The 21,813-nt window shown below is 66.8% G+C and carries 18 protein-coding genes and 1 pseudogene; 11 read left to right on the top strand and 8 right to left on the bottom strand.

Going from position 1 to position 21,813, the window contains the following annotated elements:
• The 5 genes from D1832_RS08070 to D1832_RS08050 form a co-directional block, all read right to left on the bottom strand.
• Nucleotides 1-621: hypothetical protein (locus D1832_RS08070; protein WP_147362645.1), on the bottom strand; the 621-nt coding region annotated here is incomplete at its 3' end.
• A complete protein-coding gene (locus tag D1832_RS08065) occupies nucleotides 618-2,687 on the bottom strand; it encodes a hypothetical protein (protein WP_118913405.1) in 2,070 nt (689 codons plus the stop codon). The genes D1832_RS08070 and D1832_RS08065, both read right to left, overlap by 4 nt.
• Nucleotides 2,680-3,087, bottom strand: coding sequence for a DUF6507 family protein (locus tag D1832_RS08060; protein ID WP_147362644.1), 408 nt, complete (start codon nucleotides 3,085-3,087; stop codon nucleotides 2,680-2,682). The genes D1832_RS08065 and D1832_RS08060 overlap by 8 nt, the downstream gene beginning before the upstream one ends.
• A 57-nt stretch (nucleotides 3,088-3,144) precedes the next feature.
• The gene (locus D1832_RS08055) at nucleotides 3,145-3,453 is read right to left on the bottom strand and encodes a pore-forming ESAT-6 family protein (protein WP_118913403.1); all 309 of its coding nucleotides are present in this window, start codon (nucleotides 3,451-3,453) and stop codon (nucleotides 3,145-3,147) included.
• Nucleotides 3,454-3,478: 25 nt separating this feature from the next.
• Entirely contained in the window at nucleotides 3,479-3,823 is a 345-nt protein-coding gene (locus D1832_RS08050) for a hypothetical protein (RefSeq protein ID WP_338067308.1), read from the bottom strand.
• A 235-nt stretch (nucleotides 3,824-4,058) separates the two neighbouring features.
• Here D1832_RS08050 and D1832_RS08045 point away from each other — a divergent pair, with 235 nt between their 5' ends.
• From D1832_RS08045 to D1832_RS08020, 6 genes are read left to right on the top strand one after another with little or no spacing between them, the layout of a single operon-like run.
• Nucleotides 4,059-4,379: a hypothetical protein gene (locus D1832_RS08045; protein ID WP_118913402.1), complete on the top strand. Its 321-nt coding sequence runs from the start codon at nucleotides 4,059-4,061 to the stop codon at nucleotides 4,377-4,379.
• A gap of 2 nt (nucleotides 4,380-4,381) precedes the next feature.
• Nucleotides 4,382-5,719: an EsaB/YukD family protein gene (locus D1832_RS08040; RefSeq protein ID WP_118913401.1), complete on the top strand. Its 1,338-nt coding sequence runs from the start codon at nucleotides 4,382-4,384 to the stop codon at nucleotides 5,717-5,719.
• 20 nt (nucleotides 5,720-5,739) lie between these two features.
• Entirely contained in the window at nucleotides 5,740-6,636 is an 897-nt protein-coding gene (locus D1832_RS08035; protein WP_118913400.1) for a hypothetical protein, read from the top strand.
• Nucleotides 6,633-10,688 (top strand): type VII secretion protein EccCa, encoded by a 4,056-nt coding sequence (gene eccCa, locus D1832_RS08030; protein ID WP_118913399.1) that lies wholly within the window; start codon nucleotides 6,633-6,635, stop codon nucleotides 10,686-10,688. Before D1832_RS08035 ends, eccCa begins: the two co-directional genes overlap by 4 nt.
• The gene (locus tag D1832_RS08025; protein WP_118913398.1) at nucleotides 10,681-11,109 is read left to right on the top strand and encodes a hypothetical protein; all 429 of its coding nucleotides are present in this window, start codon (nucleotides 10,681-10,683) and stop codon (nucleotides 11,107-11,109) included. The genes eccCa and D1832_RS08025 overlap by 8 nt, the downstream gene beginning before the upstream one ends.
• 3 nt (nucleotides 11,110-11,112) lie before the next feature.
• Nucleotides 11,113-12,114 (top strand): DUF6177 family protein, encoded by a 1,002-nt coding sequence (locus D1832_RS08020; protein ID WP_274541956.1) that lies wholly within the window; start codon nucleotides 11,113-11,115, stop codon nucleotides 12,112-12,114.
• Between the two features lie 52 nt (nucleotides 12,115-12,166).
• Here the strand turns inward: D1832_RS08020 and D1832_RS08015 are convergent.
• A pseudogene (locus D1832_RS08015) lies at nucleotides 12,167-13,026 on the bottom strand (aldo/keto reductase).
• A gap of 118 nt (nucleotides 13,027-13,144) precedes the next feature.
• On the opposite strand from D1832_RS08015, the gene D1832_RS08010 reads away from it, so the two are divergent.
• A complete protein-coding gene (locus D1832_RS08010) occupies nucleotides 13,145-14,929 on the top strand; it encodes an acetyl/propionyl/methylcrotonyl-CoA carboxylase subunit alpha (RefSeq protein WP_118913396.1) in 1,785 nt (594 codons plus the stop codon).
• A 102-nt stretch (nucleotides 14,930-15,031) separates the two neighbouring features.
• On the opposite strand, the gene D1832_RS08005 is transcribed toward D1832_RS08010, so the two are convergent.
• Both D1832_RS08005 and D1832_RS08000 read right to left on the bottom strand, forming a co-directional pair.
• Nucleotides 15,032-15,637, bottom strand: a complete 606-nt coding sequence (locus D1832_RS08005) for a TetR/AcrR family transcriptional regulator (protein ID WP_118913395.1) — start codon at nucleotides 15,635-15,637, stop codon at nucleotides 15,032-15,034.
• A 6-nt stretch (nucleotides 15,638-15,643) separates the two neighbouring features.
• A complete protein-coding gene (locus D1832_RS08000; RefSeq protein WP_118913394.1) occupies nucleotides 15,644-17,050 on the bottom strand; it encodes an NAD(P)H-quinone dehydrogenase in 1,407 nt (468 codons plus the stop codon).
• A gap of 129 nt (nucleotides 17,051-17,179) precedes the next feature.
• Between D1832_RS08000 and D1832_RS07995 the strand changes: the two genes are divergently transcribed.
• Genes D1832_RS07995 through D1832_RS07980 form a run of 4 tightly spaced genes read left to right on the top strand, consistent with a single transcriptional unit; the run spans nucleotide 17,180 to nucleotide 21,804 of the window.
• Nucleotides 17,180-18,028, top strand: coding sequence for a purine-nucleoside phosphorylase (locus tag D1832_RS07995; protein WP_118913393.1), 849 nt, complete (start codon nucleotides 17,180-17,182; stop codon nucleotides 18,026-18,028).
• A 31-nt stretch (nucleotides 18,029-18,059) separates the two neighbouring features.
• A complete protein-coding gene (locus tag D1832_RS07990) occupies nucleotides 18,060-19,766 on the top strand; it encodes a phospho-sugar mutase (RefSeq protein ID WP_118913392.1) in 1,707 nt (568 codons plus the stop codon).
• Nucleotides 19,763-20,461, top strand: a complete 699-nt coding sequence (locus D1832_RS07985) for a uridine kinase family protein (protein WP_118913391.1) — start codon at nucleotides 19,763-19,765, stop codon at nucleotides 20,459-20,461. The genes D1832_RS07990 and D1832_RS07985 overlap by 4 nt, the downstream gene beginning before the upstream one ends.
• Nucleotides 20,458-21,804, top strand: coding sequence for a glycerophosphoryl diester phosphodiesterase membrane domain-containing protein (locus D1832_RS07980; RefSeq protein ID WP_147362642.1), 1,347 nt, complete (start codon nucleotides 20,458-20,460; stop codon nucleotides 21,802-21,804). Before D1832_RS07985 ends, D1832_RS07980 begins: the two co-directional genes overlap by 4 nt.
• Nucleotides 21,805-21,813: the final 9 nt, after the last annotated feature.

Below are 21,813 nucleotides of genomic sequence, written 5' to 3'. Positions count from 1 at the left end.
CCGCCGCAACAACCCCGCATCAGCCACCAACTCATCCTCAAAATCCTGAGCCGACAACCCCAAATCGTTATACGCAGGCCAAAAACGATACGCAGCCATCTTTGCCATGTCCTGCAACAAATACTTCATGCTCGGCACCTGCTCACTCGACCAATACGAATCCCTGGTCGCATCAAAGCCAGCAATGAAGTACTGAGTCACCGGAAAGCTAAGAGCCTCAGACGTCAGCTCCAGCCCCAAATCATCCGCATCGCACGGATCAAAAAACAACCGCTCCCAACCCGGCAAGCTCAACACCTGAGCACACCAATGAAGCGCGCCGCGCTCCATCCCGCGCGCCACCAGACCATCCTTGCCCTGATCCTCGGTCGCCTGGGCACGCATCAACGCGACAGCAACATCGCGCTGCCCCATCACCGTCGCCAACAACGCCACATTACGGCACCCCTCAGCGAAACCGGCCTCGGTCGCCAACTCAGAACGAATCTCCGGGCCCAAGTACTCATTCGCCAGCCGTGAAATGCTCCGATCCCACAACGACAAGGCCTCATCCACACACGCCAACGTCGCCGGAGAAACCTGGCTGTACTCCTCCCACTTGACACCGCGAAACCAACTCACCGCGCCGCCCCCGCCACAAACTCAGTGACCTGCGTACCCGTACCCGGCCCTCGGAAACTTCCGCTCTTGACGAAAGGATTCACAACTCGCCGCCCCTGATTACGCAACTGCGCACCAACACTACGATTCACCGAACGCTCCAACCACTGCATATTCGTCCTCGGATCATCCAAGCCGCCCACCTGCAAATCACGCGTGTGATCGAGATCGTACTGACGCAACTCCTCGCGGATAATGCCCTCGTACTGGCTCTTACTGAGTGAGCCAACACGACTGCCCTCGGCCCTCACAGCCGCAGCCTCGATTTTCGCCTGGACATCGGCCGGAACCTTCATGCGCTCGAATTCCTTCGGCATCGATCCCCCCGAAACACGCTGCGCGTACGCCCTATCAGCAAAGCCTGACAGCACCCGCGCACGGGTGAACGTGCGGGGCGCCTTCTCCTTGACATACGTGACATCGTTTGTCTTGTCGATCGCGTCGTTGAGACCGTCCACCTTCTTGGTGAACTCCGCCCTCTGCCCCTCGCTCCACTTGTCACGAGGGCGGAGAAGAACCTCGCCCTCCTTCGGCACATAGCTCGGATCGGCTGCGGCCGGCAGGTGTCCATTGCCGCTACCGGAACCACCGCCCGGCGGACGCGTCGTCGCCACTTGCTCTTGACGCGTCTTGAGAAGAGTCGCGAAGTCACGCTCCGGGCCGAAGCTGGGGATGCCACTCGGAGCGCCCCGGCGCACCGCCGCGATACCGTTCTGGTTGCTCACAGCGTGAGCGGTTGATGACTTACGCTCCCACGGTTCCACAACCGCGTCGCCCGCCGCCCGAACATAGGGGGACACCTGGTTGTTGAACCTCGTGATCGTGGCGCGAGCGCGATCGACATGCGGCACCACGCGATCCATCACTGGGTTGGTGACGCGATAACCCGCCTGACGCGTTGCGTGACCCACATCATCGATCTTGAACGCAACCGTGTTCATCGTCTTGGTCACCGCGTCCGTTGACGTCTTGACGACGCGTTCAGAGGCTCCCAACTTCGTGGCAACCTGACCGGCTCGGCCGACGACCCTGCTGGCCCTACCGGCGACAACCACTGCTCGGCCACCACCCACGCCCGGGATGAGTGTCTGCAGAACATCACCAGTCAGCATGCCCGCCGCCTTGGCCGGGTTGCGCTTCCACTCCTCAACGTTCAGCAGAGCGGTGCCAACCTGCTTGAGCCGCGTCCGCGACTCCTTCGCGCGCTCCGGCATGAGCACAGTGGCCACTGGGCTCGTCGCCACGGCTACGTCGAGGGCAAGGGTGCCGACCCCCTTCCACGTGCTCGAGAACGTTTTCCAGTCGAACGGATTCAGCATGGCCTTCAGGCCCGTCACCGTTCCCTTGACGCTCTCCCACAACCCCGACCCGAACGACTTCACACCGTCCCACACGTCGCGGTACCACGGTTTGTCCCACTCGGCCACCTCCGCCCAGGGCAGGTCACCGGCACCTGCCGCCGAGTCGAGCACTTCCTTCGTGTAACCGTAATGCTGCTCACCGTTCGGCGCTTCCCCGCCGTCAGCTCCCTGCTGGCGGTACCGCACACCTCCGTAAATCGCAGCGATCGCGTTCTGACACGTGATCTCGGCCGCCGTATGGTCAGCGGCCAACTGGTTCATACGCCCGACAAGGGCCTGCTGCGCCTTGACCTTGTCCTCGTCCTTCTTCCACTCGTCATCGCCCTCGATGGACTTGTCGAAGTTGGCGATGTCGGTCAACAGCGTCGTCTTGCGCGCCTGCAGCGTGCGCTCCGTCTTCGCGTACGCCTCCAGCGCCTTGGCAACGGTCTCGGCATCTGTCTTGACCGAGTCACCATCGGTGATGCCGGGCTTGAGCGCAGCCGTCAGGGTCGCGGTGTCAGGCGATTTGAAATGCGCCGCAAGCTTCTGCCACTCCTTGTGGATCGTCGTGGCCGTCGTCGAAATCTTCGCACCCTGGGTGCGAATCTCCTTCGCCTGTGTCTCGAGCCCTGCCGCATTCGCCAGGACCGGCAGCTTGCCCGGATAGAGGCCTGAGTCAGTCACTGCCGTTTCCCTTCGCAGCAGGTGCCTGGGCGGGTGTGCCCTTCGGTACGTTGTCTCCCGCCCCGTCGGTCTTGTCGAGCGACACGATCGAGGAATGTGCCATCTCGTCGTCGCCCGACGCGATGTAGCGCAAGGCTTCGGCCAAGCCGCTTCGGGCGTTGTTCGTCAGCGTGCTGATCGACTGAACGTCCGTGTTGTAGGCGTGCGCTACATAGCCGTTGATCGCGGTGGCGACAAGGGTTGACTTCGAATCCGTCGCGGCGGCCTGCGTGGCTTTGCCCATCGCTTTGTTCGCCGCGTCGTAATCCTTCATGTCCGTCGCGACGTTGTTGGACACGACATTGCACTGGCTGACATCCACGTCATAACTCACGGTGTTCCCTCCCTGCCGCACGACCACGACTGAGACGCGTGGGGCGGAGCATCTGCGCACCGAGCCCCACGCGTCTGCGCCGCATCACCCGATGTTCGAAATGGCCGTTCGCGTCTTCGACTGCGTCGTCGTGGCCGTCTGGTCATTGGTCGACAGCGTCGACTTCACGAGGGCAATGATGCCCTTGACCTCCGTCGAGGCGTTCTTCCAGCGAGTCTCGACGTGCTGGTACTCGTCAGAGGCGCCGTCCATCTGGAAGTCGGACATCGCCGTGGAGACCTGACGGTCACGCTCGCTCATCAGCGTCTCCAAGCGCGCAACGATGCTCTGGATGTCGCCCTGAACATTCGACGAGGCGTCGGTGTCGAAAGAAATACGGTCAGAAGTTGCCATGCGTTTTCAGTCCTCTCTCGTCCGGTCAGCGGTTGGCGCTGAAGCGCGCACCATCGAAGTTGGCGTTGCCCTCGCTGCGCGACCAGTCATCTGCCGCGTCCTGGTCACCGGTCTGCGTGGCGGTGTTCATCTCGCTCTGGCCCTGGTTGATGGCCGACAGCGAACTGCTCAGGTCGTTCGTGATCTCGTCGACGCGCTGCTTGAAGGAATCGAACTTGGCACGCCCGGCACCGTTGAACTTGCCCTCCATCGGACTCGCAGCGTCGACCAACTGGCGCACGAGGCGGACCAGTTCGTCGGAAGAACCTCCCGTCGATTTCGTCAGCGTTCCCAGAGCATCACTACCCATGTCGAACTTCACGTTTGCCATCCCTCCTCGAACTTGCGTTCCCACTCACGCGTACGGAAACGCCTCTCGGTGACTATACAAACCGATCCATAGGGGCGAAATCAATCGGATGAGTACACAGTCCGCCTTCTGGCCGGCGCGGGCGGGAATGGTTGAAATATCAACTAAAAACGCGAGCGACCGCAATTGGTCGCCACCCCGAGAGGTCGCCTACGATGCGCGAGTCAGAGGCGTCGTCGCGGGGGAAGGATCGGGTGTGCGCAAGTTCGACCAGCAGATCGTCGAATCGGTCAACCTGCGTCGTGGGCGCCTGCGTAACGCTTTCTTCTTCGGGCCAGAGCGTTGGCGCCGACAAGCCCAAGACCACGTCAAGCCACTCGTGTTCGGCGTCATCGCCGCCGCCGTGCTCTGCGCGGGCTGCGTCGCCACGTCCTTCGTCGCAAACCTTCTCGACAAGCAGGCTCAGCAGGAACGTCAGCGCAACGCGCCCGTCGTGACGAATTCGCACGCGCCCTCACCGGCATCATCGACGACGAGCCGTGCCGGTACGACTTCGACCTCAGGAAACACCAGGTAGCCATGGCCCCCACTCTCACCCGCGTCACGGTCTCCGGGGTCGGCAAGAACGCCGAGCTGCTCCTGCCCAGCGATCAGCCCATCGCGACGATCCTGCCGCGCCTGAGCGAAATCGTCGGCGACCCGCGCCGAGGTAGCGACGAAGCGACGCGCACGGTACTCAACCGAATGGGCGGGCCCGCCCTGTCGGAGCGCTCGACTCTGGCCGACGAGAACATCGCCGACGGCGCATGGCTCTACCTGACCAGCACGCAGGACGCGCTACCGGAGCCCATCGTTTTCGATGTGGCCGATGTCGTCGAGGACGAGCTTCCCCCGTTGGACACCGAGAACCGGTGGAGCGCTCCCGGACTCGTGAGCGCCGCGCTGGGCGCGTCATGCTTCGTCATTGCGTTGTGGCTGCTCTCCACCTGGCGCCCTGAGTTCCTCGGTCGTGGCGCGGCCGTCCTCGTCGTCGTCTGCCTGCTGGGTGCCGCCGCACTGTCCCGACGCTTCACCGTGCACAGCATGGCCCTGTGCACCACAGCCCTCGTCGCCACTGGCCTTTACGCACACTCAGTTCGGCCCGATGCTCCGCACGTAATCATTCTTGCGGCTGCGGTGATCGGCGGCGTCCAACTGGCGCGCGAAATCCATCGCCGTTCCTATCGCGGGGCGGTAGTGCTCATCGCCACGATCGTCCTCGTCGCCGTGACGTGGGCGGGCGCCTGGCGTCTGCCGGTGGATCATCGCACCGGCGCGGCGTGCGTCGGCGTCGCATGCGCCTTCCTCCTCGGCCTCGCGCCACGCATCGCGGTAGCGCTCGCCGGCTTGAACGCACTCGACGATGCGAGGAGCAACGGCGCGACGCTGCGGCGCGACGTGGTTGTCACCGTTCTCGCCACTGCGCACCGCGCGCTCGCCTCATCGCTCCTGTGGTTCGCCGGCTCGAGCGTCGTCGCGGCTGCCGTCGTCACGCGAGGGGTGAACGCGACCTGGCGTTGGGACCTGCCGCTCATCGCAGCCTGGGGCATCCTGCTGCTCCTGCGATCACGCCACTTCCCGCTCGGCATCGAACGACTCCCCCTCGCGTTGACCGGCGTCGTGATTCTCACCCTCGTCGGTGCGGCACTCGCCGACCATCTCGAGCGATCGACGATAGACGGGATCGTCATCGCCCTGCTCGTCCTCGCCGGTCTCATCAGCCTCTCGGGCCCCCACCTGCGAGCGCCGGCTCACGTCACTGCTCGTGGCCGACTTCTGGCCGATCGCATCGAAGCGGGGGTCGCCCTCCTCGTCGTGCCGCTGCTCGTCGGACACTTCGGCGTCTACTCCGCTCTCACCCAGACCTTTCAGAAGTGACCCGTCCCGAGGGAGAAGGTATGCCCGCACGCCGCTCCGACCGTCACGCCACGCCCCTCGAACACCCCGCCGGGCCCCGCCTGCGGGCCGCCCTCGCCGCCACCGGCAGGTTGATCGGACGCGACTCCTTTCCCCAGACGCTCGTTGCGGCAGCCGCCGACATCCAGCATCCCATCGCCACCGGCCGACGCATCGTCGTGTGTTCACCCTCAGAGGGCAGCGGAGCGTCCACCGTCGGGATGGGCCTGACGCTCGCCGTACACACGCTGCGCGACGACCTGGTCGCCACCATCGATCTCGCGGAGTCGCCCGGAGGCCCACGTGGAGACGACGACAGACCGGCGCTCACCCCCGCCACCGCCTTAGGGGCCCTCGCCGTCAACGAGCCGGCAACGCGCGACGACTTTCGTCGCACCATGCGCCTTCAGCCGCACGACGACGTCGTCATCATGCGCAAACCTCCTGGCGAAGCCGACCTCAACGGTGCCGCCGTCCACGCCCTCGTGGCCGGGTGCACCCGGCACTGCGGTGTCACCGTCGTCGTCACCCCGCCCGGGCTGGAAGATGCGCGAACGGTTGAAGCTCTCGCGAGTGCTCACGCCGCCGTCGTCGTCACCGATCGGCACGCAAACGAGGAAGGGGTTGCCCGGTCTTTCGTTTCGCTGTTGAGGCACCTCCACCCGTACCTGCCTTTCGTCGAGGTGATGAACGAACCGGCGAGGTTGCGCCGACGCGAGCGCAGAGAGCTCGGGAGAGACGCGTGCGCACTGCGGCACGCGCCGACTCTCTCGCACGGGCAGCCCACCTCGTTCGCCTCATTGCGTGAACGCGAGACGGCAGAGATCCTCACGCTGACCGCCCGAGCCATGAGGTTGTCTCGCGCCGGACGCATCGCCGTCGAAGGAGGCTCCGCATGACGTACGACGTCGTCCACCGCCCCGCACGCTCGACTCAGCCACTTGCTCTCGGTGAAAAGCACGAACTCGAACGCGCACCCGTCATCGACCAAGAGGGAAGCAAAACCAATCTGCTGACGCTCGTGCCCCTCCTGGGCGCCGCGACATCCATGACCGTGATGATGCTGTTCCGCGGATCACCGTTCGCCGCCGTCGGGGCGCTCATGATGATCGTCACGGTGCTCGCGAGTGTCGTCCTACTGTTCACCCAGCGTGGCAAAGCCCGCCGCGAGCGCGAGCACAAGCGCGACGCCTATCTCGAATACCTCGACGACAACCGTCGCCACTACCGCGAGGACGACGAGCGACTTAAGCGTGAAGCGCGAGTCAACGCTCCCGCATTCGACGCCCTGCCCACCCTGATCAGCGACCCCGCGCGCCTGTGGGAGCGCCGTCGCACGCACAGCGACTTCCTGACCCTGCGCCTCGGCACCGGCGAGCGCCGCGTCCGCACGATTGAGATGCGCAAGCAGGAGTCCGGAATCGAACGCCCCGACTTCTTCCTCGATTCAGAAGCGCGCAGCGTTGCACAACGTTACGAAACGTGCCCCGGATTACCCTGCGAGTTCGACTTCGACTCACGGGGCGAAATCACGGTGCTCGGGCCGCCCGAACTGGCGCAATCTGTCGTACGGGAGTTGATCTGCCGCACTGCCGCTGCGCACTCCCCGGAGGATGTGCATCTGGCCGTTGTGGTGCCGCCCTCCAAGCGCGATGCCTGGGAATGGGTCTGGCTTCTGCCCCACGTGGCAGACCAAGAACGCCCGACAGCCCTCGGCCCGACGCGCCGCGTGTACTCGTCGACGGAGACACTCGCGGCCGATCTGCGCCGCGACCTCAACAAACGGTCCCGTCGGGTGGCCGAGGCGCGCAAGAACACCCGGGACGTCTCGATCGGCATGCTGCTGCCCCGCCTCCTCGTCATCGACCTCACGGGTGCGGGGCCGGCGACGGCGCTCGCCTCCCCGGACTCCAGCCTGAGCGCCGCCCAACTCGGCGTCACCTGCGTCCGCCTGATCGACGAGCGCACCCACGAGCCGGATGAAGTCGCCGCCCGATTCACCGTCAGTGAGAGCGTTGACGGCGACGCGTCCGGTTTCCAGGTGACCTACGAAAAGGTGGGCCACGCGGACACGACTCGCGGCAAGCAGGACTTGCGCGCTGAGTGGGTCGACGTGGCGCAAGCCGAGGCCGTGGCTCGAATGCTTGCTCCACTGCGACTTTCGCCTGATTCACTCGAGCACAACGACGTGGCCGACGCCGCCCGATACACCGAGATGCTCTCGCTCACCGAGTTCACCGCAGACGAGATCCGCGAGAACTGGCAACCGCGCTCTGATCAGGACTTCCTGCGCATACCGCTCGGCCCGGACTCCGAGGGAAAGCCCGTGCTGCTCGATCTCAAGGAATCCGCTCAACTCGGCATGGGACCGCACGGTCTGTGTGTCGGCGCCACAGGTTCGGGCAAGTCGGAGCTCTTGCGCACCATCGTTATCGCGCTCCTGACGACCCACGCCCCGGATCGGCTCAACATGGTGCTCGTCGACTTCAAGGGGGGTGCCACGTTCGCCCCCTTCGAAGGAGCCCCGCACGTCAACGGCATCATCACCAACCTCGCTGAAGACCCGTCGCTCATCGACCGGGTGCACGACTCGCTGGCTGGCGAGATCCGTCGTCGCCAGGAAGTGCTCAAAGCCGCCGGCAACATCGCCAACATCACTGACTACGAACTACATCGACGCGAGGCGCAGGAGCGCGGCGAGACGTGGACTCCGCTTCCCCACCTGCTCGTCATCATCGACGAGTTCGGCGAGTTGCTCACCGCGCAGCCCGACTTCATCGACCTGTTCCTGTCCATCGGGCGCATCGGACGCTCGATTGGCGTCCACCTCATGCTCTCGAGCCAGCGCATCGAATCCGGCAAACTGCGTGGCTTGGAAACCTACCTGTCATATCGACTCGGCCTTCGCACCCTTTCCGAGGCGGAGTCACGCACCGTGCTCGACACCCCGGATGCGTTCAACCTCCCGGCTATTCCAGGGTACGGCTACCTCAAGGTCGACACGTCTGTCTACGAACGGTTCAAGGCCGGATTCGTGTCGGGTCCGTTCACCGCAGCTCAGACAACGGCTGACGCAGGCACGCCAACCCCACGAGAGGCGCCTGTGCTCCGTGCGCCCTTCTACGTGGAGGAGCAACGATCCGTCGTCCAGGCTCTCGATGCCGAAGAGAACCACGACGAGCCCGAAGAGGCCACGGCATCCGAACGCACAACTGGAACGACGGTGCTCAGTCACCTCGTTGATGTGTTGCGCGAGTTCCCTCGAGCGACCCAGGAAATCTGGCTTCCGCCGCTGAGGAATCGCATGGCCCTCGATGACGTCACCGGCGCGCTCCAGATGACGAGTGTTGGAGCCGTCGCGCCCATCGGGGGAGGCCTTTCCATACCCGTGGGGATGCTCGACGACCCATCTCGTCAGTGGCAGGACGTATGGTTCGTCGACCTCAAGCGCGCAGGCGGCAACATGGCCGTGATGGGTGGACCTCAAACGGGGAAGACAACGGCGTTGCGAACGCTGACACTGGCCGCGGCACTCACACACTCCCCGAGCGAGCTCGCGTTCTACGGCATCGACCTCAAAGGCAGCGCACTGCTTTCCCTCGAGCAACTACCCCACGTCGGTGGCATCGGGGTGCGGACGGTCCGCGAGAACGTTCGCCGAACCGTCGAAGAGGTGCACGCCATGCTGGTGCATCGAGAGAGTGTCTTCCAGCAGTACGGCATCGACTCCGTGGAGTCGATGCGGGCCATGCACCGCGACGGGCGTCTGGCCGAGCTGCCCTCTGCCGACATCGTCCTGCTCATCGACGGGTACGGACAACTGGCCGACGAGTTCGAGGAGATCGAACCCCTCGTCCACGAGTTGCTCGCACGCGGATCGGGGTACGGCGTTCATGTCATCGCGACCGCGACCCGTTCGAACGAGATCCGCATCTCCCAACAGTCGTTCTTCGGAAACCGGATCGAATTCCGCCTCACCGAGCCAGCCGAATCTGCCTTCGGGAAGAAGCGGGGTGAGTCTCTGCCTGCCAACCGCCCCGGACGGGCGCTACAGAACGACGAACTCATCGGCCACTTCGCCCTGCCCCGGTTCGACGGCATGAGCGACACAGAGGGAATGAGCGAGGCCTTCACCGCCATCGCGGATCAGCTCGCCCAACAGCACGCTGACTCTCCTGTGGCGCCCGTTCGCGTCCTGCCCCCTCAGCTGGCATTCGAGAAAATGCAGCCGGCACCACGCGACGGAGTGCTCGCTCTGGGCCTGCGCGAGCATGACTTCGCGACGCAGTACGTCAACCTCTTTGGCCGGGATCGGCACCTGCTCGTCATGGGCGACTCTCAAAGTGGCAAGACGAACCTGCTGCGCAGCATTTGTCGTCAGCTCGTTGCCGAGGCTTCACCGGATGACTTGGTTATCGCGCTGTTCGATCCTCGCCAGGAATTGGACGGTGCGGTTCCGGAGGATTTCCTCGGCGGGCATGCCAAGAGCCCCATGTTGGCACGGAACCTCGCGGCGGCCATCGGCAAGGAACTGACGACCCGTGTGCCGTCGGACCCCACGGCCAGCGGCCCGGTTCAGACCCCGACGCCGCGGATCGTGCTCGTCATCGATGATTACGACGTCCTGACAGCAGGTGGATCCTCGCCACTTGCTGAACTCGCTCCCTACGCCTCCATGGCGCGCGAGGTCGGTCTGCACGTCATCATGACGCGCAAGGTGGCCGGAGCCGCTCGCGGGATGTACGAGGGATTCACCGCAGCCGTGCGCGAATCGGGTGCAGCAACCCTCCTCATGGACGGCGACCGTACCGAGGGGGCTCTCGTGGGCGGCATCCGGCCTCGCCATTTCCCGCCCGGTCGGGGCATGTACATCCAGGGCGGACGTGCTCCCCACGTCATCCAGGTCGCCTACGACGCCGAGCTCGACACATCGGAGGAAGACTTTGAGTAATCGCTTCACGGTCATCACGCTCAATGCACCCGACCCTGCACAGATTGCGTGGGCCATTGCCGAGGTCGACCCGCAGTTCGTTCTCGCTGTCGACCTCGGATCCGAGCGGTGGGAGGTCTACGACGAGGAACAGTCCCACCTGCTGTTCACGATCGACGAGCCCTACCTCGTGCAAGTGCCGGGTGAGATCGAGCGACTCTTCGGCTCGAACGCGGGCCTCGATCTCAGCGCCCTGCCCGAAGAACCTGCAACCTACTGGCAGGACATCAACGTCACAACTCCAGGCCCTGGGGAGAGCGCGGCGGCACAATTCGCCGAGCTGGCAGCACACCTGGGGCTCGGCACCGCCGTCGACCACCAACCCGTGCCCGTTCACCTCGGCGCCCCCGATGCCGTACTGCGCCCCGAGTGGAGGATCTGAACCATGGGCTTTGCCAGACGAGTCAGTGGGCACACGACTGTGCTGTATTCCGAGGCGCCCGTCGTCGGTCACACGCAATGGGTGTCCAAAGCGATCAGCGAAGCGAAGGCAGCCGGCGGCGGCCTGGTGCTCCTCACGCCGGACACAACGAAACTCACGCGGCCTTTGGCACACCTGTGCGATGTACTCGGTGTCATGTGGGTCGTCGACGACGGACGCGGCGCCCTCTACGTCGGAACGACCGGCCAGCGTGTCCATGAACGGGACGGCCACTACTTCGCGGAGGACGCCCTGCACGAGCAGTACTCGCGTCAGGGCTCGGCGCAGGACATCGGTGGTGTTCGGGTGCAAGCAGAGACGCTCATGCCGAGGCGCACGAACATCCGGGTCGGAGGGCTCGCAGAAGCCGTTTGTCGAGCACTGAGCGGAGCGCAGCCGCTCGGCTGGGGTGTGCAGGAGCCGGTCACCCAACCCTGGTCGGTTCCCGATATTTCGTCACGGTACGGGCGCGCGAACGCAGACGGCCACTTCCTCCACTTCGTCGGCCCGCGCCCCGAGGGTGAACGCGGCCAAGTGAACGGCTCCCTCGAAATCCAGAAACCCCGGGACGGCATCGTGGAGCACATCGAGGCGTCGGTCGCCCTGCCAGCGCCGTGGTCGGACGACGAGCGGTTGGATTTCGCGCGTTCGCTGCATGAGATGCAGGTCCGCTGGGCTCGCGTTTACCACGTCGTGGGAACGAACCCTGCTCTCGTGCCGCCGTTGTTCCTCGGGCTACCTGTGCCGAGTGTGCTCATCTTCGGCGCAGAAGCCCTCGCCGGCCGCGATGCACACGAATACGGTGAACTGGCGCTCATGCACGGAGCCCTTCGCTACGAGGTGATGAGGGGCGGGTCCGCCCCATCCCTCACCGTCCTCCTCCGGGACGAACCGCGGGAGGGAGTCCCCGCCCCAGCAGTCATCATGGAGGCGATGTACCGCGCCTTGATGCCCGAAGTCGGCTGATGGGTTCACCCCCACGTGCCGCCGCGAGCATGTGCTCGCGGCGACCACAACGTCAGTTGAAGTCGTTCGGGTGGGGGCCGATGCGACCGTCGGAGCTGTCGAGGTCACTGATGGCGAACAGGTCGTCCTCGGTCAGCTCGAAGTCGAACACGTCGAAGTTCTCGGCGATGCGGCTCGGCGTCACCGACTTGGGAATGACGACGTTGCCGATCTGCAGGTGCCACCGAATGATGACCTGCGCGACCGTCTTGCCGAGGCGCTCCGCGATGCCGTCGAGCACCGGGTTGGTGAGGATGTCGCCGCCCTGACCGAGCGGGCTCCACGCCTCGACCGCGATGCCGTTGGCGGAGCAGAAGTCGCGCACGGCCTTCTGCTGGAACTTCGGGTGCAGCTCCACCTGGTTGATCGCCGGGAACTCGCCCGTCTCGTCCTTGAGGCGCTGCAGGTGCTCGGGCTCGAAGTTACACACTCCGACGGCGCGCACGCGCCCGGCGTCACGCAGCTCGAGCATCGCCTTGAACGTCTCGACGTAGGTGTCCTTCTCCGGAGTGGGCCAGTGGATGAGGTACAGATCGAGCGGTTCGACGGCGTCCTTGCCACCCAGGCGCTCGATCGAGGCATCGAACGCCTTCTTCGTCGCCTCGTAGCCCTGATCCTCGTTCCACACCTTCGTCGTGAGGAAGATGTCGCGGCGCGGCACGTCCGCACTCGCGATACCGGCGCCGTACCGGCCTCGTTCTCGTACACCTTCGCGGTGTCGATGCTGCGGTAACCGACCTTGATCGCCTCGCGCACGGCGTCGGCGGCCTGGTCGTCCTCGACCTGCCAGACACCGAAACCGAGCTGCGGCATCTCGACCGTTTCGGAGCCTGCCGAGAGGGAGACGGTGGGCACATTCGTGTTTTCAGCCATGTTCGCGCCAACCCCACGAACCGCCTTGCTATTCCGCATCGGAGGCATCGATTCGCAACGAAAATTTCTACCGTTGGGTAGCCACGTCGGGCCTTGGGCCGCCCGATATGGTCTCCCCATGGGTTCTGTCACCAAGGTTCTGATCGCCAACCGCGGCGAGATCGCCGTCCGAATCGCACGCGCCGCCAAGGACGACGGAATCACCTCCGTCGCCGTCTACGCCGAGCCCGACCGTGACGCTCTTCACGTCAAGGTCGCCGACGAGGCGTACTCCCTCGGCGGCTCCACCCCCGGTGACTCCTACCTCGTCGTCGACAAGATCCTCGAGGTCGCCAAGACCTCCGGCGCCGACTCCGTCCACCCCGGCTACGGCTTCCTCGCCGAGAACGCGAGTTTCGCCCAAGCGGTCATCGACGCGGGCCTGACGTGGATCGGTCCGTCCCCCGAAGCCATCGACGGCCTCGGCGACAAGGTCAAGGCCCGCCACATCGCCACCAAGGCCGGCGCCCCGCTCGTGCCCGGCACCAAGGACCCGGTGGCCGACGCCGACGAGGTCGTGGCCTTCGCGAAGGAGCACGGCCTGCCCGTCGCCATCAAGGCCGCCTACGGCGGTGGCGGCCGCGGCCTCAAAGTGGCCCGCAGCATCGAGGAGATCCCGCACCTCTACGACTCGGCCGTCCGAGAGGCTGTGAGCGCGTTCGGTCGCGGCGAGTGCTTCGTCGAGCGGTTCCTCGACAACCCCCGCCACGTCGAGACCCAGTGCCTCGCCGACAGCCACGGCAACGTCGTCGTCGTCTCCACCCGTGACTGCTCGCTGCAGCGCCGCAACCAGAAGCTCGTCGAGGAGGCTCCCGCCCCCTTCGTCACGGACGAACAGCACGCGGAACTGCTGCGCGCCTCGAAGGCGATCCTCACGGAGGCCGGGTACACCGGCGCGGGAACGTGCGAGTACCTCATCGGCACCGACGGCGTCATCAGCTTCCTCGAGGTGAACACGCGCCTGCAGGTGGAGCACCCCGTCTCGGAGGAGGTCACCGGCATCGACCTCGTGCGCGAGCAGTTCCGCATCGCCCGCGGCGAGGAACTCGGCTACGACGACCCCACGCCGCACGCGCACTCGATCGAGTTCCGTCTCAACGGTGAGGACGCCGGCCGCGGCTTCCTCCCCGCACCGGGCACCGTCGAGACCTTCAAGGCTCCCAGCGGCCCCGGTGTGCGCGTCGACTCCGGCGTCGTCTCCGGTGACGTCATCGGTGGAGCCTTCGACTCGATGCTCGCCAAGATCATCGTCACCGGCCGCACCCGCAAGGAAGCTCTCGAACGTTCCCGCCGCGCGCTCGCCGAGACGGTCATCGAGGGCATGCCGACGGTGCTCCCCTTCCACCAGGTCGTCGTCGAGGATCCTGCGTTCGCACCGGAGTTCACCGACTCCCCGGACGACGCGTTCAGCGTTCACACGCGCTGGATCGAAACAGAGTTCGACAACCAGATCGCCCCGTTCGACGGCTCCCCGGAGGCTGCGGCCGAGCAGGCGGCGCGCCAGAACGTCGTCGTCGAGGTCGGCGGTAAGCGCCTCGAGGTCTCGCTGCCGGGTGACCTCGCCGTCGCGCCGGCCGGAGGCAAGGGCAAGTCGGCGGGCCGCCGTACGTCCCGCAAGAGCGGCGCCGGCTCCGCCGCCAGTGGCGACTCGCTCACCGCTCCGATGCAGGGCACCGTGGTCAAGGTCAGCGTCGAGGACGGTGCCACCGTCTCCGCCGGTGACACGATCGTCGTCGTCGAGGCGATGAAGATGGAACAGCCCATCACCGCCCACAAGGACGGGGTGGTCACCGGCCTCAAGACCGCTGTCGGCGAGACCGTCACCGCGGGCAGCGTCATCGCGGAGATCAAGGACGCCGAGTAAGCATCGTGAACGTGTGTTGGCCCGGGCCATTACGGCTTGGGCCTTCACACATTCAAGGGAGAAAACGTTCACTACACACGCGCACGCGCCTGCGTGTGCGGATCAGTCCTGCGGGGCGGTTCCCTGGAGCACCGTACGCAGCGTGGCGTCGATGTAGGCGCCACGTTCCTCGGTGGGCACGGCGAGCGCCGACAGCACGATGCCCTCGATGCTGGCCACGGCGGTCTCGGCGCGCAGGCGGGCGTTGTCCGTCGTCGTACGGCTGACGATGCCTTCGACGATCGTGACGAGCTCACCGCGCCACTCCCCCACGGCCGGAACGAGTTCCGGTGACCGCAGGGACTCGAGCGACAGCTCGAGGATGGCGATCATGAGCGCGCCACCGTCGTCGGTCACCCATCGTTCGAGCAGCGCGGTGGCGAACGACGCGGTGATCATCGGGTCGCCGGACACGTCTGGGAGCGAATCGCCGAGCGCACGCACCTCGTCGGCCAGGCGCGCCCCGACGTGGCCCGTCAGCCCCGCGAGCAGCGCGGCGCGGGTGCGGAAACTCACCGAGCACGTGCCCTCGGGAAACCCGGCCTGACGATCGACGGCGCGGTGCGTGAGCCCACGCAGACCCGACGTGGCGAGCACCGCCGTCGCAGCGTCGAGCAATGCCTCACGCCGTGGCTGGGGCTCGCTCGTGGCGGCGTTCGTCGAGGTCATGTGGGATCAGATGATGTCGCTGCTGTGCAGGCGACGTGCGGCCTCCGCGATCGAGCCCGTCATCGACGGGTACACCGAGAACGTGTTGGCGACCTGGTCGACCGTCAGGCGGTTCTGCACCGCCATACCGATCGGGTAGATGAGTTCCGAGGCCTGCGGTGCGACGACGACGCCGCCGACGATCGTGTTCGACCCCGGCACCGCGAACAGCTTGACGAAGCCGTCCGTGATGTTGCGCATCTTCGCGCGAGGGTTCGTCGACAGCGGCAGCGTGACCGTGCGCGCCTCGATCTTGCCCTCCTCGATGTCCGTCTGGCTGTAACCGACGGTGGCGATCTCGGGGTCGGTGAAGATGTTGGCCGTGACACCGCGCAGGTTGAGCGGCTGCACCGCGTCACCGAGCGCGTGGTGCATGGCGACGCGGCCCTGCATGGCGGCGACGGACGCGAGCGGGTACACGCCCGTGCAGTCACCTGCGGCGTAGATGGCCTGGGCCGTCGTTCGCGAGACGCGGTCGGTGACGATGTGACCCGACTCGGTGAGGTCGACGCCCGCGGCCTCGAGGCCGATGCCCTTCGTCTGCGGGATCGAACCGACGGCGAGGATGGCGTGGCTGCCCTCGACCTTGCGCCCGTCCTCGAGCGTGACGATGACCTTGTCGCCCTCGCGCGTTGCGGCCATGGCACGGCTGCGGTTGAGAACCGTCATGCCGCGGCGGCGGAAGACGTTCTCGATGACGGTGGCGGCGTCGGCGTCCTGACCGGGCAGCACGCGGTCACGCGACGACACGAGCGTGACGTCCGAACCGAGGCCCAGGTAGGCGTGCGCCAACTCGGCACCCGTGACACCGGAACCGACGACGATGAGTTTCTCGGGCACCTCGGTGAGGTTGTAGATGTGCTGCCACGTGAGGATGCGCTCACCGTCCGGCTTGGCCGAATCCATGATGCGCGGGCTCGTACCCGTGGCGAGCAGGATGACGTCGGCGCGGATGTCCTCGGTCTCGCCGTTGTCGAGCTCGGCCTCCACCCAGCCGTGGCCCTTGATGCGGCCGATACCGCGGCGAATGCGCACACCCACACTCTCGAGCTGTGCCTGGATGTCGCGCGACTGGGCCTTCGCGAGCTTCATGATGCGCTCGTTGACCTGCCCCAGGTTGGCGTGCGCGTGCTGGTCCTCCTGCGACGCGTCGAACCCGACACCCAGACGGCCGGCCGCCTCGAAGCGCGACAGGAAGTCGGACGTGGCGATGAGGGTCTTGGAGGGGACGCAGTCGGTGAGCACCGCGGCACCACCGAGACCGTCACGATCGATGACGGTGACCTGCGCACCGAGCTGAGAGGCGACGAGCGCGGACTCATAACCGCCCGGGCCACCACCGATGACGACGACAGACTTCTTCCGAGAGCTCACAGACCTATCAAATCACTTGACGTCAAGATAAATGGAATCCCCGATGAGGACTCTCACGAGCCATTCTCGCAGACTCCGGCCACCGCGTTCGGTTCCCGGCCGTCGGTGGGGAGCACTACCCTGAACGACGTGAACGCGCAGAACGAGCAGACGAGCCTCTCCCCCCTTGCCGACCCTTCAGTCGACCCCTTCGAGGTCGCGCGTGACGCTGCCCGCGTCATCCGCGAACGCACGGGCGTCGAGAAGCACGACGTCGCCCTCGTGCTGGGCTCCGGATGGGGCCAGACGGCCGATCTCATCGGTGAGGTCGAGGCCACGGTCGACAACACGGACGTTCCCGGTTTCGGAGCCGCCGCCGTGGCCGGCCACTCCGGTCAGATGCGCTCCATCGAGATCGAGGGCAGTGGCAAGCGTGCACTCGTCTTCGGTACGCGCACCCACTACTACGAGGGCAAGGGCGTGCGCGCCGTCGTCCACGGCATGCGCACGGCTGCGGCGGCCGGCTGCGACACGGTCGTCCTGACGAACGGTTGCGGCGGTCTGCGCCCCGAGTGGGCGCCGGGCACGCCGGTGCTCATCAGCGACCACATCAACCTCACGGCCACGTCGCCGCTCGAGGGCGCCACCTTCGTCGACCTCACCGACCTCTACTCCTCGCGACTGCGTGACGTCGCCCGCGGCGTCGACGCCGACCTCGACGAGGGCGTGTACGCCCAGTTCCCCGGGCCGCACTACGAGACGCCCGCCGAGGTGCGCATGGCCAAGACGCTCGGCGCCGACCTCGTCGGCATGTCGACGACGCTCGAAGCCATCGCCGCGCGTCACGCGGGCCTCGAGGTGCTCGGCATCTCCCTCGTGACGAACGCCGCCGCCGGCATCAGCGAGAACCCCCTGAGCCACGAGGAAGTCATCGAGGCCGGTCAGGCCGCCGCGGCGCGTTGCGGTCAGCTGCTCTCCGGCATCGTCCGCGCACTCTGATCCCCTCGACCCGCCCGAAAGGCACCACGCGATGAGTCTCGAGAACCTGCTCGCCTCGGCCCGATCCTGGATCGCCGACGACCCCGACGCCGCCACCCGCGCGGAGCTCGAGGCCGTCGTCGCGCGCGCCGAAGGTGGCGACGACGTGGCGGCCGCCGACCTGGCCGACCGCTTCGCCGCGTTCCTCGAGTTCGGCACCGCGGGCCTGCGTGGCGCCCTCGGTGCGGGGCCGAACCGCATGAACCGCGTCGTCGTGCTGCGCGCCGCGGCCGGGCTCACGCGGTACCTGCAGGATTCGCTGGCACGCCGTGACGTCACCGTCGTCATCGGCTTCGACGCCCGCCACAACAGCGACGTCTTCGCCGCGGACACGGCCGCTGTCGTCACGGCCGCGGGTGGGCGAGCGCTCATTCTGCCCCGTCCGTTGCCGACGCCCGTTCTGGCCTTCGCGATCCGACACCTCGGCGCCGACGCCGGCGTCATGGTGACGGCCAGCCACAACCCGCCGCAGGACAACGGGTACAAGGTCTACCTCGGCGACGGCAGCCAGATCGTGCCGCCCTCCGACGTCGAGATCGCCGCGGCGATCGACACCTTCCCCACGGCCGCGTCGGTCGCTCGCGCCGAGGACGGCTGGGAGACGCTCACCGACGAACTGGCCGCCGACTACGTCGCGGCGTGCGCGGCGGCGGTCGGCGCACCCGCCGCCGAGCTCTCGATCGTGCACACCGCCCTGCACGGCGTCGGTTCGGCCACGCTTCTCGAGGCCTTCGAGGCGGCCGGCTACGCCCGCCCGCGCCCGGTCGCCTCGCAGGAGCAGCCCGACCCGGAGTTCCCGACCGTCGCCTTCCCCAACCCGGAGGAGCCGGGCGCCATCGACGCGGCGCTCGAGCTCGCTCGCGAGACCTCCCCGGACCTCGTCATCGCCAGCGACCCGGACGCCGACCGGTGCGCCGTCGCCGTGCCCGACCCCAAGGCGGCCACCGACGCCGACCCGCAGGGTTGGCGCATGCTGCGCGGCGACGAGGTCGGCGCGCTGCTCGGCCACCGTGCTCTCGGCCTCATCACGACCGGAGCCGCCACTGGTGCTGATGGCGGCCCGGGCGTCGTCGCGAACAGCATCGTCAGCTCGCGGCTGCTCGGCACGATGGCCCGGGCCGCCGGCGTTCCGCACGAGGAGACCCTCACGGGCTTCAAGTGGATCGCACGCGTTCGCGACATCGCCTACGGCTACGAGGAGGCGCTCGGCTACTGCACCGCTCCGGCGGTAGCCCGCGACAAGGACGGCATCAGCGCGGCCCTCGCGGTCGCGGAGCTCGCCGCCGGGCTCAAGGCTGACGGCCGCACACCCGTCGACCTGCTCGACGACCTGGCTCGCAAGCACGGCGTGCACGCGAGCGACTCGTTCAGCATCCGCGTGAGCGACCTCGCCCTCATGCCCGCGCTCATGGGGCGCCTGCGCGAGCAGCCCGCAACGCAGATCGGCAACGTCGTCGTCGCGGCCTTCCACGACCTCGCGAAGGGCGACGGAGGCCTGCCGCCCACGGACGGTCTGCGCTACCTCCTGGCCGACGGCACCCGCGTCATCGTGCGCCCCAGCGGCACCGAACCCAAGGTCAAGGTCTACCTGGAAGCCATCGTTCACGTCGACGGCGACGACCTCGCCGGCGCCCGCACTCAGGCTGCCGAACGCCTGGCGGCCACGCGCGCGGCGATGGAAGCTCTCACGGCGCTGTGACGCAGGCTCGATCGTCCTCTTCCCTCGCTCGCGTCGTCGTCGTGTCGGGGCCTTCGGGCAGCGGCAAGTCGCGCTTGGCCCGGCACCTGGCGGCCACGCACGGGTGGGCCTTCGTCAACCTCGACGACTTCTACAAGGACCACGACGCTCCCGACCTACCCCGCTTCGCGAACGGCGAGATCGACTGGGACCACCCGGGCACGTGGAACGAAGAGGCTGCTGCCGTAGCGCTCGACACGTTGTGCCGGGAGGGCACCGTGAACGCACCGACGTACTCGATCTCGCACAGCCGCGCCGAGGGCACCCACCCCGTGCACCTCGACGGTGCGCGTTTCGTCGTCGCCGAGGGCATCTTCGCCCCGCACGTCATCGCCGGCCTGCGTGAGCGCGGGCTCCTCGAACAGGCCTGGTGCCTGCGTCGTAACCGCTACGTGACGGCGGCTCGACGTTTCGCTCGTGACCTTTCCGAACGACGCAAGCCGCCGGGCGTCCTCGTGCGCCGTGGATGGCGGCTGTGCCGTGACGAGCCCTCCATCGTCGCCGCTCACATGAACCTGGGTGCCGAACCCGTCTCGTTCCGTCAGGCGTTGCGACGGGCGTCCGCGCTCCAAACGGCTGAACTCCGTTGCCCGCCGGTGTCCGTCCAGGCGGATAGGGTGATCGCGCACGATCAACTGGGAGGAACATCACCGTGAGCAACTGGGGTCAGCAGCCGCCACCCGGCCCGTACGACGGGCAGGTGCCGGGCGAAGGCGCGGGCCAGTACGGCAGCCAGGACAACCACACACCGTGGGGCGGGCAGAACGGCCCGGCGAACCCTGGTTGGCAGGGGGCGCCCCAGCAGCAGCCTTACGGGCAGGGCGCCTACGGCCAAGGCGGTTATAGCCAGAGTGGTTACGGCGCGCCTCAGAATCCCTACGGTCAGCCCGGGTACGGGCCCGGCCAGGGCGGCTTCGTTCCCCCCGGCCCCGCCTTCGTCCCTCAGGCGGCCAAGCCTGGCGTCATGTCGCTGCGTCCTCAGAACGTCGGCGACATCTTCGACGCCGCCTTCCAGACCATTCGCGGCAACCCCGGCGGTTCCGTCGGCACAGTGATCGTCGGTGCGCTCCTCGCGGCCATCCTCTCGGCTGCTTTCATCATCACGGGAGCAATGAACAGCTCGAGCGCCGACGGCACTCCGGACACGGCCGCGCTGGTCGTCATCGGTCTCGCTGCGCCGATCGCCGGGCTCGCCGCTATGGCGTCAGCCGCCGGTCTCGTCCACGTGTTCGCCCAGGCCGTCATGGGCCGCCGCGCCACCATCAGCGCATCGCTGCGTGTGGGAGTGCGGCGCATGTGGTCGATGCTCGGCGTGGGCTTGCTCATGGTTCTCATCATGGTGGCCGTCATGGTGCCCCTGATCCTGGCGATCGTCCTCGCTGCATCGCAGGACAACGGCGGCCCCATCTTCCTGGCCGTCCTCGTCGGCATCGCAACCATCTGCGCCGTGGTGTGGGTGGGCATTCGCCTCTGCTTCGCCGGGCACATCGTGGTCATGGAGAAGGCCGGCCCCACCACGGCACTGCGGCGGTCGTGGCAGCTGACGAAGGGCCGCTTCTGGCGCACTCTCGGCATCACCATCCTCGCGCAGCTCATCGTCTCGGCGATCAGTTGGGTGGCGCAGTTCATTGTGTCCCTGATCATGCTCATCTTCCTCGGCGTGAGCCTCGCGGGTGCCTCCAACGGAGGTGAGGTGTCCGATGCGAGCGTCGGCGCCGCGATCGCGGCTGGTGTGCTCGCCGTCGTCTTTACCCTTCTGTCCTATGCCCTCATCTACCCGTTCACGACGAACGTCACGGGAGCCCTGTACGTCGACGCGCGCATGCGTGACGAAGGCCTGGCGAACCAGCTGATGCAGCTGCCGTCGAACGCCATGGCCGCCAAGGTGAAGCTCACCGACGGGGCGCTCGACTTCCCCTTGCCGGGAGCCGGCGCCCCGGGTGGATTCGGCCAGGCGCCGTACGGCGCTCCCGGTACGGGTCCGATCGACTACCGCTGACCTTTCGCG

Source organism: Dermacoccus abyssi, assembly GCF_003515945.1.
Taxonomy (GTDB): domain Bacteria; phylum Actinomycetota; class Actinomycetes; order Actinomycetales; family Dermatophilaceae; genus Dermacoccus; species Dermacoccus abyssi.
This window is presented reverse-complemented; position numbering and strand designations above follow the sequence as displayed.